General features: G+C 62.9%; 15 protein-coding genes and 1 tRNA gene. 6 read left to right on the forward strand and 10 right to left on the reverse strand.

What is annotated here, in order from left to right:
- Window positions 1-142: 142 nt before the first annotated feature.
- Window positions 143-1501 (reverse strand): trigger factor, encoded by a 1359-nt coding sequence (gene tig / locus OCA5_RS10625; protein WP_012563057.1) that lies wholly within the window; start codon window positions 1499-1501, stop codon window positions 143-145.
- A 165-nt stretch (window positions 1502-1666) separates the two neighbouring features.
- A tRNA-Leu gene (locus OCA5_RS10630) sits at window positions 1667-1751 on the reverse strand.
- 145 nt (window positions 1752-1896) lie between these two features.
- On the opposite strand from OCA5_RS10630, the gene OCA5_RS10635 reads away from it, so the two are divergent.
- Window positions 1897-3210 (forward strand): multicopper oxidase family protein, encoded by a 1314-nt coding sequence (locus OCA5_RS10635; protein ID WP_012563055.1) that lies wholly within the window; start codon window positions 1897-1899, stop codon window positions 3208-3210.
- On the opposite strand, the gene OCA5_RS10640 is transcribed toward OCA5_RS10635, so the two are convergent.
- Window positions 3207-4706: a bifunctional ADP-dependent NAD(P)H-hydrate dehydratase/NAD(P)H-hydrate epimerase gene (locus OCA5_RS10640; RefSeq protein ID WP_012563054.1), complete on the reverse strand. Its 1500-nt coding sequence runs from the start codon at window positions 4704-4706 to the stop codon at window positions 3207-3209. The two genes, OCA5_RS10635 and OCA5_RS10640, sit on opposite strands and share 4 nt — an antisense overlap.
- Before the next feature lie 296 nt (window positions 4707-5002).
- On the opposite strand from OCA5_RS10640, the gene OCA5_RS10645 reads away from it, so the two are divergent.
- From OCA5_RS10645 to OCA5_RS10655, 3 genes are all read left to right on the forward strand, one after another.
- On the forward strand, window positions 5003-5341 hold the full coding sequence (locus tag OCA5_RS10645) for a P-II family nitrogen regulator (protein ID WP_012563053.1): 339 nt from the start codon (window positions 5003-5005) through the stop codon (window positions 5339-5341).
- An 86-nt stretch (window positions 5342-5427) separates the two neighbouring features.
- Window positions 5428-6837 carry a type I glutamate--ammonia ligase gene (gene glnA, locus OCA5_RS10650; protein WP_012563052.1) on the forward strand — a complete coding sequence of 470 codons (1410 nt, stop codon included), beginning with the start codon at window positions 5428-5430 and terminating at the stop codon, window positions 6835-6837.
- 226 nt (window positions 6838-7063) lie between these two features.
- Complete coding sequence (locus tag OCA5_RS10655) at window positions 7064-8194, forward strand: AI-2E family transporter (RefSeq protein WP_012563051.1); 1131 nt, start codon at window positions 7064-7066, stop codon at window positions 8192-8194.
- A gap of 45 nt (window positions 8195-8239) precedes the next feature.
- Here the strand turns inward: OCA5_RS10655 and OCA5_RS10660 are convergent, their stop codons facing one another.
- From OCA5_RS10660 to OCA5_RS10685, 6 genes are all read right to left on the reverse strand, one after another.
- Window positions 8240-8536, reverse strand: coding sequence for an antibiotic biosynthesis monooxygenase family protein (locus OCA5_RS10660; RefSeq protein WP_012563050.1), 297 nt, complete (start codon window positions 8534-8536; stop codon window positions 8240-8242).
- Window positions 8537-8609: 73 nt separating this feature from the next.
- The gene (locus tag OCA5_RS10665) at window positions 8610-8831 is read right to left on the reverse strand and encodes a hypothetical protein (protein ID WP_012563049.1); all 222 of its coding nucleotides are present in this window, start codon (window positions 8829-8831) and stop codon (window positions 8610-8612) included.
- A 60-nt stretch (window positions 8832-8891) separates the two neighbouring features.
- Window positions 8892-10136 (reverse strand): GGDEF domain-containing protein, encoded by a 1245-nt coding sequence (locus tag OCA5_RS10670; protein WP_012563048.1) that lies wholly within the window; start codon window positions 10134-10136, stop codon window positions 8892-8894.
- 248 nt (window positions 10137-10384) lie between these two features.
- Window positions 10385-10861 carry a 30S ribosomal protein S9 gene (rpsI, locus tag OCA5_RS10675; protein WP_012563047.1) on the reverse strand — a complete coding sequence of 159 codons (477 nt, stop codon included), beginning with the start codon at window positions 10859-10861 and terminating at the stop codon, window positions 10385-10387.
- Window positions 10861-11325 carry a 50S ribosomal protein L13 gene (rplM, locus tag OCA5_RS10680; RefSeq protein WP_012563046.1) on the reverse strand — a complete coding sequence of 155 codons (465 nt, stop codon included), beginning with the start codon at window positions 11323-11325 and terminating at the stop codon, window positions 10861-10863. The genes rpsI and rplM overlap by 1 nt, the downstream gene beginning before the upstream one ends.
- 151 nt (window positions 11326-11476) lie before the next feature.
- Entirely contained in the window at window positions 11477-11905 is a 429-nt protein-coding gene (locus OCA5_RS10685; RefSeq protein WP_012563045.1) for a PaaI family thioesterase, read from the reverse strand.
- A gap of 120 nt (window positions 11906-12025) precedes the next feature.
- On the opposite strand from OCA5_RS10685, the gene OCA5_RS10690 reads away from it, so the two are divergent.
- Window positions 12026-12640, forward strand: a complete 615-nt coding sequence (locus OCA5_RS10690) for a CoA-binding protein (RefSeq protein ID WP_012563044.1) — start codon at window positions 12026-12028, stop codon at window positions 12638-12640.
- 51 nt (window positions 12641-12691) lie between these two features.
- Window positions 12692-13972, forward strand: a complete 1281-nt coding sequence (locus OCA5_RS10695; protein ID WP_012563043.1) for an O-acetylhomoserine aminocarboxypropyltransferase — start codon at window positions 12692-12694, stop codon at window positions 13970-13972.
- Between the two features lie 81 nt (window positions 13973-14053).
- Here the strand turns inward: OCA5_RS10695 and OCA5_RS10700 are convergent, their stop codons facing one another.
- Window positions 14054-14863 (reverse strand): FTR1 family iron permease, encoded by an 810-nt coding sequence (locus tag OCA5_RS10700; RefSeq protein WP_012563042.1) that lies wholly within the window; start codon window positions 14861-14863, stop codon window positions 14054-14056.
- Between the last annotated feature and the right edge of the window lie 54 nt (window positions 14864-14917).

Below are 14917 nucleotides of genomic sequence, written 5' to 3' on the forward strand. Positions count from 1 at the left end.
AGGATGTTCAAGCCGATTCGGAGCCGCTTCCCAAGCGCTCTCGCACGGCGAGGTTAACGCCATAACGCCGTCCCTCGCGCAAATATAGCCGTCCCCGCACCAGCGGGGACGGTCAGAAATCCGGTTCGGCCAGGCGCCGCGATCAGGCGGCGGCCTTGTCGTCCTCTTCCTTGAACAGTTCCTCGCGGGAAACCTTCTTCTCGCTCACTTCGGCGAGTTCGAGGATGAAGTCGACAACCTTGTCCTCGAAGATCGGGGCGCGGAGCTGGGCGACGGCGCCGGGATTGCTGCGATAGTAATCCCAGACTTCCTTCTCGCGGCCCGGCATCTGGCGGGCGCGCTCGATCACGGCGCGGCTCACTTCGTCGTCAGTGACGGTGATCTTGTTCTTGTCGCCGATCTCGGAGAGCACGAGGCCGAGACGCACGCGGCGGTCGGCGATCTTGCGATACTCCGTCTTCGCCTCGTCCTCGGTGGTGTCTTCATCGGCAAACGTCTTGCCGGCCGACTCCATCTCGGCGTGGATCGACTTCCACATCAGATCGAACTCGTCGTTGACGAGCGATTCCGGCGGATCGAACTTGTGGGTTTCGTCGAGGCGGTCGAGCAGTTCGCGCTTCAGCTTCTGACGGGTCGCGCCGGCGTATTCCTGAGTGAGGCGCTCGCGCATCGCTTCCTTGAGCTTGTCGAGCGATTCCACGCCAAGCGTCTTGGCGAACTCGTCGTCGATCGTGGCGTCCTGCGGCGCCTCGATCAGGGTCGCGGTGGTCTCGAACTCGGCATCCTTGCCGGCCAGATGCGCCGCGCCATAGTTCTTCGGGAACGGTACCTTGATCACACGGGTCTCGCCGACGCCGATGCCGGTCAGCTGATCCTCGAAGCCCGGAATGAAGCTGTTGGAACCCAGCACCAGCGGGATGTTCTCGCCGGAGCCGCCCTCGAAGGCTTCGCCGTCGATCGTTCCCTTGAACGCGAGCGTGACGCGATCACCGTTCTCGGCCTTCGCGCCTTCGCTCTTCGGCGCATAGGGACGGTTCTGATCGGCGATCCGCTTGATCGCATCGTCAACCTCAGCGTCGGTGACGTCGGCCACCAGCTTCTCAACCTTGAAGGTCTTGAAATCAGCCAGCGTGATCGGCGGCACGACTTCGATCGCGACCGAATAGGTGAGATCCTTCTTGCCGTCGAGAATGCCCTCGATCTCGGCCTGATCGGTCGGCATCGTCACCTTGGCCTCGTTGGCCAGGCGGAAGCCGCGATCGGTGAAAATCTTCTGGTTGGTCTCGCGGATCGTCTCCTCGAGAGTCTCGGCCGCCACCGACTTGCCGTAGACCTTCTTGAGGTGCGCCACCGGCACCTTGCCGGGGCGGAAGCCGTTGAGACGGACCTTGTCCTTCATGCCAGCGAGGCGCTCATTCACCTTGGCATCGATTTCCGCGGCGGGAATGCTGATCTGGAATTCGTGCTTAAGTCCCTCGGAAAGGGTTTCATTCACCTGCATAGCGTCAATCTTCTTCCGGCTTGCCGACCCATCGTCGGCTGTTATCGTTGTTGGGATGCCGCGCAAGGCCGCATCGTGAAAGTCCAAAGCTCCAAAATCTCAGCCCAAATTCCAGTCATGGCGGCGTGAGCACGTCTTGGCCGAAACCGGCGGAGCGACCACGGATGGTGCGGGCGGAGGGACTCGAACCCCCACAACTTTCGTCACTGGAACCTAAATCCAGCGCGTCTACCAATTCCGCCACGCCCGCGCAGCGCACATCCTCGAGTGTTAGCGGCACAGCCGCGAGCGGCGGGCTTATAACATGGTGCCGGCCAATCGCGGCAAGAAAAAAAGCGCTTTCGGTCGCAGCCTGCCGCCTTTACTCCGCCACGGGAAAATGGTCCGCATCCCCTATGAAACCTTTGTCCTTTTCGGCACCGCGCCGGCGCGCTCTGCAGGCCCTTGCGGGCTCGGCCATTGGCCCTGCCCTGATCCGGCCGAGCCTTGCGAAGGCAGCGACCGAGTCGTCGTCGGAGGCGGCGCTGAAACTGGGCCCGCAGACACTGCGGCTACGCGCCGAGGGTCCGGCCACTCCGGTCTGGCAACTGGGCGACACCACCTTCACGCCGATCACCCGCGCCAGCGCACCGGCCAAGATCGCGGTGACCAATGAGACCTCCCATCCGGCCCTGATCTGCCTTCACGGCCTCGACGCCGCGGCAAGCGCGGAGCCGCTGCTCGCCCAACGCCCGCTCGCGCCCGGCGCAGCCATGACGTTCGACCTGCCAAACCAACCCGGCACCTTCCTGATCGATCCGCGCTTCATGCACGGCGAGGAAGATCGCCCGGCCCTGCCGCGCGTGCTGGTGATCGACGGCGGCGAGACGTATCAGGCCGACCGCGAAGACGTGTTGCTGATCGAGGACTGGAAGATCGGCCCGGACGGTGCTGCGCGGCTTGCGGGCCGCGCCGACGGGGGCATTGCCTCGCTCTACACCGTCAACCGCAAGAGCACCCACGACATTACGGTGCGCCCCAACGAGCGCGTGCGGCTGCGGATCGCCAACGGCTGCCAGCGCCTCGTGATCGCGTTGAAATTCTCTGACTGCCAGTTGAGCGTCGTGGCCATCGACGGGCAGCCGGCCGAACCCTTCGTCGCGCGCGACAGCCAGATCATCCTCGCGCCCGGCACGCGGATCGATGCATTGCTGGATGCGACCCGGGACGTCGGCACCCATGCGCCGATCCTGCTGCATGACGGCGTGCAGCCGATTCTGGTCGGCCGGGTCATCACCTCCTTCGCGGCGCCAGAGCGGGCCACGCCGCTCCCACTGCCGCGTGCAGCCGAGACGCCCGCCCCGCGCATCGATCTCAAGAACGCACAGCGCATCGAGTTGTCGCTCGATCCGGCGCAATGGGCGGCAGCGGCTGCGTTCGACACGACGTCGGCACCCGCCTTCCGCAGCAGTGCCGGGCGCACCGTGGTGCTCGCGATCACCAACCGCACGCCGTCCGTGGCGACGTTCCACCTGCACGGTCACCACTTCCGGTTGCTCGATCGTCTCGACGACGGCTGGAAGCCCTACTCGCTCGATACGCTCGCGTTCAATTCCAGCCAGACGCAACGCATCGCCTTCCACGCCGCGCATTCCGGCCGCTGGCTGATGCAGTTCATCACCACGGCGTGGAGTTCGCCGCGGCATTTGCGCTGGTACGAGGTCAGCTAAAGGCGAACGTCGAAACGCCGATAGAGATCGGAAACGACTGCGGGCAGCGCCTCGGACAAATCCTCGGCGATGAGGCCGGGGCCGAAATGGCGCGCGGCTTCGCCATGCATCCACACCGCGATGGATGCCGCCTCGAACGCCGGCACATGCTGCGCAAGAAGCCCGCCGATCATGCCCGAAAGCACATCACCTGCGCCTGCGGTTGCGAGCCATGGCGGCGCATTCGATGCGATCGACGCACGCCCATCCGGCGCGGCCACCACCGTATCGGCACCCTTGATCAGCACCACCGCGCCTGACTCCTTCGCAGCGAGACGCGCACGCTCCAGCTTCGAGAGCGCATGATCCTTGCCGGCGAGTGAGGCAAACAGCCGCGCGAACTCACCTTCATGCGGCGTGAGAACAGCTTGCCCATTCGCCTGCGTTGCGATGGCCTTGAACAAGGTCTGCGGCTCCGCCGCAAAGCTCGTCAGCGCATCGGCATCAAGCACCACGGCGCGCGGACCCGATAGCGCGGTGAGCACCATGTCGCGCGTGCGTGCACCGACGCCCGCGCCGGGACCGAGAATGCAGACATTGAGCCGCAGGTCCTGCAAGTATGCGGCAAAATCGACAGGCGTTTCGACCTCGCGCACCATCACGGCGGTCAGCGCAGCCGCATTGACCGCCAGCGCATCGCGTGGCGAGGCCAGCGTGACGAGCCCTGCGCCGCCGCGCAACGCCGCACGCGCGGCAAGCCGCGCCGCGCCCGTATGCGCGAGACCACCGGACGTGACGACGACATGACCGCGCCCGTATTTATGACCGGCGGCGTCTGGAACTGGAAAATGGCCGCGCCACCATTCGGGGATGTTCTCGAAGGTCTGCGGCCGGATCGTCTCCAGCACGCTCGGCGGAATTCCGATATCGGCAAAGCTCACGTCGCCGCAATGCAGGCGGCCAGGCAACAACAGATGGCCAGACTTCTTACGGAAGAAGGTCACGGTGCGGACAGCGCGTACGGCAACGCCCATCACCTCGCCGGTCGAACCGTTGATGCCGCTCGGCAGATCGACCGCGAGCACCGGGGCACCGCTGGCGTTGATCGCCTCGATCATCGCGTGCGGCTCGCCTTTCACGTCGCGATCGAGCCCCGCGCCGAACAACGCATCGATGATGAGCGCGGGCTTGCCGAGCGCAACTGGCGAGAACGATAGAACCGGCCCGCGCCATTGCTGGGCCGCACGCGCGGCATCGCCCTTCAGCGTATCCGGCTTGCACAGCAGCATCACGGACACCTTGCGGCCGCGTGCGGCGAGATCGGTGGCGGCGACAAAACCGTCGCCGCCATTGTTACCTCGCCCGGCCACGACCACGATATCGCCGGTCGGCGCGAGCGCCTGCGCAGCCTCCGCCACCGCTTCGCCCGCGCTTCGCATCAGCGCAAAGCTTACGACCCCCGCCTCGACCGCAAGCGTGTCGGCCCGCGCCATCTCCGCGACGCTCAGGAGTTCCATTGCCGATCTCCGTTCGCACGCGGCGCAGGCAAAGCCGCCCAAAGCAGCGGCAGCTTGACTGCCTCAAAATTGTGCATCTGCATATTTCAACGCCATCCAGTCGGAAGGAATTACGAGCCTTGATGCAAGTCCGACTTTAACATCTTGATAATCCAATACAATCGATAGCCGCGCGAACTGGCACGGACTCTGCTTTAAGAGGGCCGCGATCGAAGGCGGCCGGGAAGCCCCTCGATCGGCCGCGCCGCATCCGTCCATGCGGCCAACAGAAGTTTCGAAATGCCGGAGGCGTGCAGGTGAAGAAAATCGAGGCGATCATCAAGCCGTTCAAGCTCGACGAGGTGAAGGAAGCGCTTCAGGAGGTCGGCCTTCAGGGCATCACCGTGACCGAGGCCAAGGGCTTCGGCCGGCAGAAGGGCCATGCCGAGCTCTATCGCGGGGCCGAATACGTCGTGGACTTTCTGCCGAAAGTTAAAATCGAGATCGTGATCGGCGATGATCTCGTCGACAAGGCGATCGATGCCATCCGCCGCGCGGCACAGACCGGGCGCATCGGCGACGGCAAGATTTTCGTCTCCAACATCGAAGAAGCGATCCGCATCCGTACCGGAGAAACCGGCCTCGACGCGATCTGACACCGCCACCTCCTCGCTCGGCCGGCGCCGCCACCGAGCGAAACAATGAAACGACCAACCCAATCCAAGTAGCACAAGGGGTTTACATGAAGACCGCCCAAGACGTCCTGAAGGCCATCAAGGACAACGACGTGAAGTACGTCGACCTGCGTTTCACCGATCCGCGGGGCAAGTGGCAGCACGTCACCTTCGACGTCTCGATGATCGACGAGGAAATCTTCACCGAAGGCACGATGTTCGACGGCTCCTCGATCGCCGGCTGGAAGGCCATCAACGAGTCCGACATGACGCTGATGCCCGACCCGGTGACCGCGACAATCGACCCGTTCTTCGCCGAGACCACGATGGTCATCACCTGCGACATTCTCGAGCCGTCGACCGGCCAGCCCTACAACCGCGATCCGCGCGGCATCGCCCGGAAGGCCGAGGCGATGGTGAAGTCGATGGGCATCGGCGACACCGTCTATGTCGGCCCCGAAGCCGAGTTTTTCGTGTTCGACGACGTGCGCTTCCAGACCACGCCCTACAACACCGGCTTCAAGCTCGACTCCTCGGAGCTTCCGACCAATTCCGACACCGAATATGAGGGCGGCAACCTCGGCCACCGCATCCGCACCAAGGGCGGCTACTTCCCGGTGCCACCGCAGGATTCGATCCAGGACATGCGCTCCGAGATGCTCGGCGCCATGGCCCGCATGGGCGTGAAGGTGGAGAAGCATCACCACGAGGTCGCTTCCGCCCAGCACGAGCTCGGCATGAAGTTCGACACGCTGACCCACATGGCCGACCAGATGCAGATCTACAAGTACTGCATCCATCAGGTCGCGCACATCTACGGCAAGACCGCCACCTTCATGCCGAAGCCGGTCTATGGCGACAACGGCTCGGGCATGCATGTGCACCTGTCGATCTGGAAGGACGGCAAGCCTACCTTCGCCGGCAACAAGTATGCCGACCTGTCGGACACCTGCCTCCACTACATCGGCGGCATCATCAAGCACGCCAAGGCGATCAACGCCTTCACCAACCCGTCCACCAACTCCTACAAGCGTCTGGTGCCGGGCTATGAGGCTCCCGTGCTGCTCGCCTATTCGGCGCGCAACCGCTCGGCGTCCTGCCGCATCCCCTACACGACGTCGCCGAAGGCAAAGCGCGTCGAGGTGCGCTTCCCCGATCCGACCGCCAATCCGTATCTCGCTTTCGCGGCGATGCTGATGGCCGGCCTCGATGGCATCAAGAACAAGATCGATCCGGGCCCGGCGATGGACAAGGACCTTTACGATCTGCCGAAGGAAGAGCTGAAGCAGATCCCGACCGTGTGCGGCTCGCTCCGCGAGGCGCTTGAGAACCTCGACAAGGACCGCGCATTCCTGAAGGCCGGCGGCGTGTTCGACGACGACTTCATCAACAGCTTCATCGAACTCAAGATGACCGAGGTCGAGCGCTACGAGATGACCCCTCATCCGGTCGAGTTCGAGCTTTACTACTCGCTGTAAGCGGCAGATTTCCGATACAAACAAAGGGCGCCCCTCGGGGCGCCCTTTTCATTTCATAGTGCCCGTTCGCTGCGGCGAGCGGACGCACCTGTGCCACGGCTGTCAGCACCCAAATGGAGACGCCGGTTATCGGGTACGCGGGCCGCCTTCCCCGCCCTGGCTCCACTTGATCGCCCGCCCGGATTCGGAAAGAGTGCGACACGACAGTCGTTTCAGAGAATCGCCAGTGACCGTATCGACCGAGCGGAAACACCAGCGTCAGGACCTCGCCTGGGCGATTGCCGTCGGCGGCATTCTGGCCGTCAGCTTCGCCGCCCTGCTGATCTTTGCGTGGGAATTCGCGGCAACGCTGTTCCTCATTTTCTCCGGCATTCTGCTCGGCGTGGCGCTCACCGCCATGACCAAGCTCCTTAAGCGGGTGATGCCGGGGCCGCACGCAGGCCGGCTTCTCGTCATCTGCGTCGTACTTGCCGCAATGCTGGCCGGCATCTTCACGCTCGGCGGCTCAACCATCGCAAGTCAGGCGGCGGTGCTCAGCGGCACCCTCAAGGCACAGGTCGTCAATCTCAAGACGTTCCTCGAATCTCACGGCTTCGACGCGAGCTATCTCGATCTCAGCGCCATCGCCGCAAGTCCGAACGGCACCGCCGCGACCACCACGCCAACCTCGCCAAACGTGTCACATAACCTGCCGAGCGCAGGCGCAATTGCCTCGGGCGGTGGCGCGATCGTCAGCCAGACGCTGAAAATCATCCTCGGCACGGTTGGCGCCGTCGGCAACTTCTTCATCGTACTGTTTCTAGGCCTCGCCTTTGCGGCGCAGCCCGGGGTCTATCGCAAAGGGCTGATCGCGATGTCGCCCGCCGCGGTGCGCCCGCAGATGGAGGCTCTCATCGATCGCATCAGCTCGACGCTCGAGCGCTGGCTGATCGCGCAGATGATCACCATGTCGGTGGTGTTCGTCGTCACCTGGCTCGGCCTGCTCGCGATCGGCATTCCCGGCGCGTTCATTCTCGGCGTCCAGGCCGGGCTGCTCACGTTTATCCCGACGGTCGGCGCGCTCGTCGCCGGCATCGTCATCCTGCTCGCGAGCATCTCATCAGGCTGGGTCGCGGTGGGCTCTGCCTTCGTGCTGCTGATGGCGGTGCATGCGCTTGAGAGCTACATCCTCACACCGATCATCCAGCGCGAGGCGATCGACATTCCTCCGGCGACGCTGTTTGCGTTCCAGATCCTGCTCGGCGTGGTGTTCGGCGTCTGGGGGCTTGCGCTCGCCCTGCCGGTGATGGCGATCGTGAAGGTCATCCTCGTCTATCTGCGCGAGGATTCACCGCAAACCACCACCATCCAGGCTTGAGCCCGCGCCGCGAGGGCGCGAGCAGAACTCATCGAGAGCCCGTGGTCAGAATTTTCCGATGGCGGTCATGTGCTCGACCTCCGGCGGGGCCGCAAAATACGGCCCGACAAGCGCGCGCCACTCGGTGAAGTTCGGTCCTTCGCGGAAGTCGACCGTGTGGCTCTCAAGCGTTTCCCACTTGATGAAGAGCCGGTAGCGCGACGGCTTCTCGATCGAGCGGTGGATTTCGAGGCTCTTCCAGCCCTTGCTGCGCTTGAAGATGGATTGCGCCATCTCGACCGCCTGCTCGAAATCCTTCTCCTGGCCGGGCTTGATATCGACCTGCACGACTTCGGTAATCATCGGCTACCTCCCCTGTTTCACGGGCTGTAGCGGACAAGAAGCCGCCCGATCAAGTCAAAATGCAGGGAAGGCGTCAGAGCGTGAGAAGAAGAACGCCGGTGAGGACGAACACACAACCGACGAGAAGGATCGGCTGCCAGTCGCGCGTCTGATGGTAGCGGCCCTGCAGGCGGCGCTCCGCGATCAACGCCCGCTCGTATTCGTCCGATGTCGAGAACATGCAGGCGAAGCCCGCACGCGCCGATGCAGCGGCGGATTCAAGAGCGGAGATATCGGTGTGAACACGATCAGCCATGACGGTATCGTAGGCCGTGCTTGGTAAACAGACCGTTAGAGGGTTGCGCGGTTTTTCGGCTCAGACGTACGCTTCCGAGACAGCGTCGACCTTGGTGTTGTCTCCCCGCGCCGCCTGCGCAAGACGGCGGGCATGGTCGAGCTCAAGCGGCTCCTCAAGCACGGCCTCGACGCGATTGCGGCCGCCGCGTTTGGCGCGATAGAGCGCTGTGTCGGCGGAGGCGAGCAGCACATCGAGCTCCGTGGAAGCCGGACCGCCTGCAACGCCGATGCTGACGGTTGTCGCCAGCGGTGCGCCGTCCACCGCAATCCCCGCCTGCTCGAACGCGTCGCGAACACGTTCGGCGGCAACGAGCGCCTCCTCCATTCCGCACGGCAGAAGCGCTGCGAACTCTTCGCCGCCAACACGGCCGAGAAGATCAGTGACACGCAGCGCGCCGACGGCGACATTTGCGAACACACGCAACACATCGTCACCCGTCGCGTGGCCATAAGTGTCGTTGACGGCCTTGAAGTGGTCGATGTCGAAGATCATCGCCGTGATCGGCCGCCCGGCTTTCGCCTCGCGTTCAATCATGCGCGTCGTTGCCTCGCGGAAGCCGCGGCGGTTCAACAGCCCGGTCAGCGGATCGATCGAAGCCGCGGTCTTATGGATCGCAAGTGTGCGCTCCGACACCAGCATGAAGATGATGAACACCGTGCCGATGGCGTAGAAAACGAGTTCGGCCGCAAAGGCAGCCACCCAGATCGCATTATAGGGGCCGGTGCCCGCCGGGCTCAAAATATCGCCGAGCACGATCGGCAGCATCAGCACGGCGCCATGAAGGATCGGCACGAAGATCGCGGGCCAGCGCGAGCGCATCGCCTTGCGCCGCTCGCGCCACAGTTCGGACGCCGTGAGCGCCGCATAGGCCGCAACGATGCCTGCTCCAAGAAACAGCCGCACATGTTCCGAGAGCGGATCGGCCACCAGCACGGCACCGAGCCACACCATCGCGCCAGCGACGACGCCGACGATGCTTGGCGTACGACCGTGAAAGACGCGCGCCGCATCCCAGACAAGCCCACAGGCGATGAAGCCGACCGCATTCACCGCGAGCAAAAGACCGAATCCGAGGTCGTCGCCGCCAGCGATCCACAAGGCAATCGAGGCTGCGCCCAGAAGATAGGCCGCACCCCACCAGCCGAGCGCTGCGATCTTTTCCTGTCGCCAGAAATAGATCAGCAGACCGCCGAGCATCGCGGCAACGAGCGTCGCCACGAGGTAGAGCGTCGAGATATCGAGAGACAAGCTGTTGCCGGGCATAAAAAGACGTCAGCTCTCCGCTGCAAGGAGCCGAAATAGCTCACTCAGCGCTCACACGATTACCATCCGAATCTTGGTGGTTTATTTGCATGCAATGGAAAGTTTCTCGAAAATTATCGAGATTTTGCGCCATCCGGAACCGGTCGATATGTAGCGCCCACGCCGCCGCAAATAGCGGTCAAAAACAAAAAGGGCGCCCAAAAGGCGCCCTTTCGTGTCCCGCCCCGGAGGGCAAACAAAACCAGATATTAACGCTTCGAGAACTGGAAGGAGCGGCGGGCCTTCGCCTTACCGTACTTCTTGCGCTCGACGACGCGCGAGTCACGGGTGAGGAAACCACCCTTCTTCAGCACGCCACGCAGATCGGGCTCAAAGTGCGTCAGCGCCTTCGAGATGCCGTGACGAACCGCACCGGCCTGACCGGAGAGGCCACCACCGGCGACGGTGGCAACGACGTCGTACTGGCCCTGGCGGGCGGCAGCGACGATCGGCTGCTGGATCAGCATGCGCAGCACCGGACGGGCGAAATACACTTCGACGTCGCGGGTATTGACGACGATCTTGCCGGAGCCCGGCTTGATCCAGACGCGGGCGACCGCGTCCTTGCGCTTGCCGGTCGCGTAGGCGCGGCCCTGCTTGTCGACCTTCTTCTCGCGCTTCGGAGCGTCCGGCGCGGCCGTCTTCAGCGCCGACAACTGATCGAGGGACTGCATGGTATCGGACATTACGCGGCCCTCGTGTTCTTGCGGTTCAGTGAAGCGATATCGACGACTTCCGGATTCTGCGCCTCATGCGGATGCTCCGCGCCAGCGTAGACGCGCAGGTTACCCATCTGAATGCGGCCGAGCGGCCCGCGCGGAATCATGCGCTCGATGGCCTTCTCGAGAACGCGCTCGGGGAAGCGACCTTCGAGGATCGACTTCGCGGAACGCTCCTTGATGCCACCGATGAAACCGGTGTGGTTGTAATACATCTTGTTGTCGCGCTTGCGCCCGGTGAGGACGACCTGCGCGGCGTTGATGACGATGACGTTGTCACCGCAATCGACGTGAGGGGTGTAGGTCGGCAGGTGCTTGCCGCGCAAACGCATCGCGACCAAGGTGGCGAGACGGCCGACGACCAGACCCTTGGCGTCGATAATCACCCACTTCTTGTTGACCTCGGCCGGTTTCGCCGAAAACGTCTTCATGTGAGATATCCGTGAAAATGGCGTGCGGCGGAGATGCCGGACTGGGCGCGTTTCTAGAGAACCGCCCTTCTCCCGTCAACGTTCTCACGGCGAAATAACATCATATATTTCAATGATTTAAAATTATGGTGTTATAATACCTGAAAAATCACTATGTATTTGGAATGGAATAGGTCGCGCTTGCGATCGCAATTGGATCGGGCGAGGTCCCCGAGAGCAGATGCACTTCGCTGAACGCCAGCCGCTTGCCGATCTTCAACAGGCGCGCCGCCGCAACGATGTCCTGCCCCGGCTGGCCTCTGCGGAGAAAATTGATGGTGAGATTGGTCGTCAATGCGAGTCCGATCGGGCCGATCGCGGACAGAAGCGCGACATACATCGCGAAATCGGCGAGTGCCATCAGCGTGGGGCCCGATATCGTGCCACCGGGCCGTAACATCTGTTCGCTATAAGGCTGACGCAGCAGGCTGCTCGTGCCGTCAGCGCTTTCGATCATGATGTGGCCAGCCGAAAACGCCTGCGGAAACTCGCGGTGCAGAAACGCTTCGAGCTCTGCCACCGTCATTTTTGCATTTGCCATGTGGCCCGTTCCGTCCCGATCCCATATATGACGCCTGTATCACCGCGCCGTGACAATAAAAACCGCGACGCGCGTGCGCTCTCGGACTAAAGACGAATATCCACATGAGGATTGTTGCTGATGGATCATAATACTTACCCCGATAGTTACATCCGCGGCATTCTCACCAACATCAAATCCATCGCCATGGTCGGTGCCTCGCCGGTGAACGTACGGCCGAGCTATTTCGCATTCAAATACCTCGACCAGCGCGGCTACGACATGATTCCCGTGAACCCCGGCCAGCTCGGCAAGACGATCTCGGGCAAACCGTTCGTCGGCTCGCTGAGAGAGATTGGCCGCCCTGTCGACATGGTCGATATCTTTCGCGGCTCATCGCACGCGATGCCGATCGTCGAGGAAGCATTGTCGTTGCCGGTTCTGCCGAAAGTGATCTGGATGCAACTTGGCGTGCGCGACGATGCTGCTGCCGCCAAGGCGGAAGCTGCCGGCATTCAGGTCGTGATGAACCGCTGCCCGAAAATCGAATACGGCCGCCTCACCTCGGAGATCCAGTGGGTCGGCGTGAATTCCCGCACCATCAGCGCCAAGCGTGCGCCTATCCCGACGACAGGCATGCGGCTGTCGCTCAACCGCCCGAGCGTGATCGGTGGATCGACCGCGGCCGCCGATCGCGTTGCGCGTGAACGCGCCGCACGCGAGAAAGCCGAGAAAGACGGCAACGCGAGCTCCTGACCTTCCTTTCCGCTTCCGACAATTCCCGACGTCTTCCCATAAGGACATTCCATGACCGACCAGCAGCCCGGATTTTCAACCCTCGCCATTCATGCCGGCGCGGCGCCTGATCCGACCACCGGCGCGCGTGTCACGCCGATCTACCAGACTGCCTCTTTCGTCTTTAACGACGCCGACCACGCCGCCTCGCTGTTCGGCCTGCAGACCTTCGGCAACATTTATACGCGTCTCGGCAACCCGACGACGGCAGTGCTGGAAGAGCGCGTCGCGGCGCTTGAAGGCGGCACGGCCGCGGTTGCCGCTGCCTCCGGCCACGCTGCACAGGTGATGGCGTTCCACACGCTGCTGCAGCCCGGTGACGAATTCATCGCCTCTCGCCGTCTCTACGGCGGCTCGATCAACCAGTTCACGCACGCCTACAAGAATTTCGGCTGGAAGGTCGTGTGGGCAGACGCCGACGACATCAGCACGTTCGAGCGCGCGGTGTCGCCGAAGACCAAGGCGATCTTCGCGGAGTCGGTTGCGAACCCCGGCGGCGCGATCACCGATCTCGAAGCTGTCGCGAACGTCGCGCGTCAGGCCAAGGTGCCCTTCATCGTCGACAACACGCTCGCCTCGCCGTACCTGCTGAAACCGATCGACCACGGCGCCGATATCGTGGTGCACTCGCTGACCAAGTTCCTCTGCGGCCACGGCAACTCGCTCGGCGGCATCATCGTCGATGCTGGCACCTTCGATTGGTCGCAGGACAACCGCTATCCCCTGCTCACCGAGCCGCGGCCGGAATATCACGGCATCCGCATGCACGAGACGTTCGGCAACTTCGCTTTCGCCATCGCCGTCCGCGTGCTGGCATTGCGCGACCTCGGCCCCGCGATCTCGCCGTTCAACTCCTTCATGATCCTGACCGGCATCGAGACGCTGGCGTTGCGCATGCAGCGTCATGTCGACAACACCAAGGCCATCGCCGAATGGCTGTCGAAGCATCCGGCTGTGTCGTGGGTGAACTATGCGAGCCTGCCGGGCGACCGCTATTACAACCTCGCGCGCAAATACACGCCGAAGGGTGCAGGCGCCGTGTTCACCTTCGGCCTCAAGGGCGGCTACGACGCGGGCGTCAGTCTCGTCTCGAACGTCAAGCTGTTTTCTCACCTCGCCAACATCGGCGATACGCGCTCGCTCATCATCCATCCGGCTTCGACTACGCACAGCCAGCTCACCGACGAGCAGAAGATCATGGCCGGTGCAGGCCCGGACGTGGTGCGGCTGTCGATCGGCATCGAGGACAAGGAAGACCTGATTGCCGATCTCGATCAGGCGATGAACGCCTGATCCTTCGTTCGCAAAACGCAATTATGGAAAGGCGGCGCCGGGCATGGCGCCGCCTTTTTTTGCAGGCCTTGTTCTCGTGGTTCAGGTTCGCGGCACCGCCGCCTTATGCGCGCGCAAAAGGCGATTGTTGCGCTGGACCACTGCAAAGGTCGCAATCGAAGTCAGGATCAGCAGAAGCTGCGCGGACACGGCCTCCAGCGTCGGGTTAAGACCGATCGTCTCCATCCAGCCGAACCCCTTGAGTTCGGTGAACGACACAATGTTCTGCTCCTGGAACTCAAGCATCGCCTCGCCGATAAATTTGATGCCCATCAGGAACAGAAACGCCGACGTCACAATGAACAGAGGCCGCAGCGGAATACGCCGCGCCACCAGATTGATGAAATAAAACAACACGGCGAGCGCAAGCGTCGCAGCAAGCAAGCCACCGAACAAGCCGAGACTCCAGCCACCTTCGGTCGCAGCCAGCGCGGTGATGAACAGCACCGTCTCCGCGCCTTCGCGGAACACCGCAAAGAACGCGAGCAGCCCCACCGCCCAGCCGGTATCGTGTGCGAGAGCGTGGTTAGCCTTCTCGGCGAGATACTCTTTCCAGTCCTTCGGATCCTGCTTGTTGAGCAGCCAGCCACTGACATAGAGCATCAGCACGGCCGCAAGGAGAATGACGCAGCCCTCCAGAAGGTCGCTATGCTCACCGGAATTGAGCGTTGCAAACAGCCAGGCCGCGATCAGGCTCGCACCAATCGCCGCAAGCGCACCGCTATAGAGCGCGCTGACGCGATGCTCGCCGCCCACCTTGCGCAAGTACGCCGCCAGCGCTGCGATGACGAGCATCGCCTCGAGCCCCTCGCGGAGTAGAATGACGGCCGCCTGAATGAATGCGTTCGACATCGCGATCCCAAAGCAACGACGCCGATTGTATTAGCCCCGGGTCTTCGGATGTAA

Source organism: Afipia carboxidovorans OM5 (genome assembly GCF_000218565.1).
GTDB lineage: Bacteria > Pseudomonadota > Alphaproteobacteria > Rhizobiales > Xanthobacteraceae > Afipia > Afipia carboxidovorans.

Coding starts and splice junctions, on each gene's coding strand:
- OCA5_RS10665 (WP_012563049.1), bottom strand. CDS start 8,831: ATGGCTGATCGTGTTCACACCGATATCTCCGCTCTTGAATCCGCCGCT.
- rpsI (WP_012563047.1), bottom strand. CDS start 10,861: ATGTCCGATACCATGCAGTCCCTCGATCAGTTGTCGGCGCTGAAGACG.
- OCA5_RS10635 (WP_012563055.1), top strand. CDS start 1,897: ATGAAACCTTTGTCCTTTTCGGCACCGCGCCGGCGCGCTCTGCAGGCC.
- glnA (WP_012563052.1), top strand. CDS start 5,428: ATGAAGACCGCCCAAGACGTCCTGAAGGCCATCAAGGACAACGACGTG.
- tig (WP_012563057.1), bottom strand. CDS start 1,501: ATGCAGGTGAATGAAACCCTTTCCGAGGGACTTAAGCACGAATTCCAG.
- OCA5_RS10695 (WP_012563043.1), top strand. CDS start 12,692: ATGACCGACCAGCAGCCCGGATTTTCAACCCTCGCCATTCATGCCGGC.
- OCA5_RS10640 (WP_012563054.1), bottom strand. CDS start 4,706: ATGGAACTCCTGAGCGTCGCGGAGATGGCGCGGGCCGACACGCTTGCG.
- rplM (WP_012563046.1), bottom strand. CDS start 11,325: ATGAAGACGTTTTCGGCGAAACCGGCCGAGGTCAACAAGAAGTGGGTG.
- OCA5_RS10700 (WP_012563042.1), bottom strand. CDS start 14,863: ATGTCGAACGCATTCATTCAGGCGGCCGTCATTCTACTCCGCGAGGGG.
- OCA5_RS10690 (WP_012563044.1), top strand. CDS start 12,026: ATGGATCATAATACTTACCCCGATAGTTACATCCGCGGCATTCTCACC.
- OCA5_RS10685 (WP_012563045.1), bottom strand. CDS start 11,905: ATGGCAAATGCAAAAATGACGGTGGCAGAGCTCGAAGCGTTTCTGCAC.
- OCA5_RS10660 (WP_012563050.1), bottom strand. CDS start 8,536: ATGATTACCGAAGTCGTGCAGGTCGATATCAAGCCCGGCCAGGAGAAG.
- OCA5_RS10670 (WP_012563048.1), bottom strand. CDS start 10,136: ATGCCCGGCAACAGCTTGTCTCTCGATATCTCGACGCTCTACCTCGTG.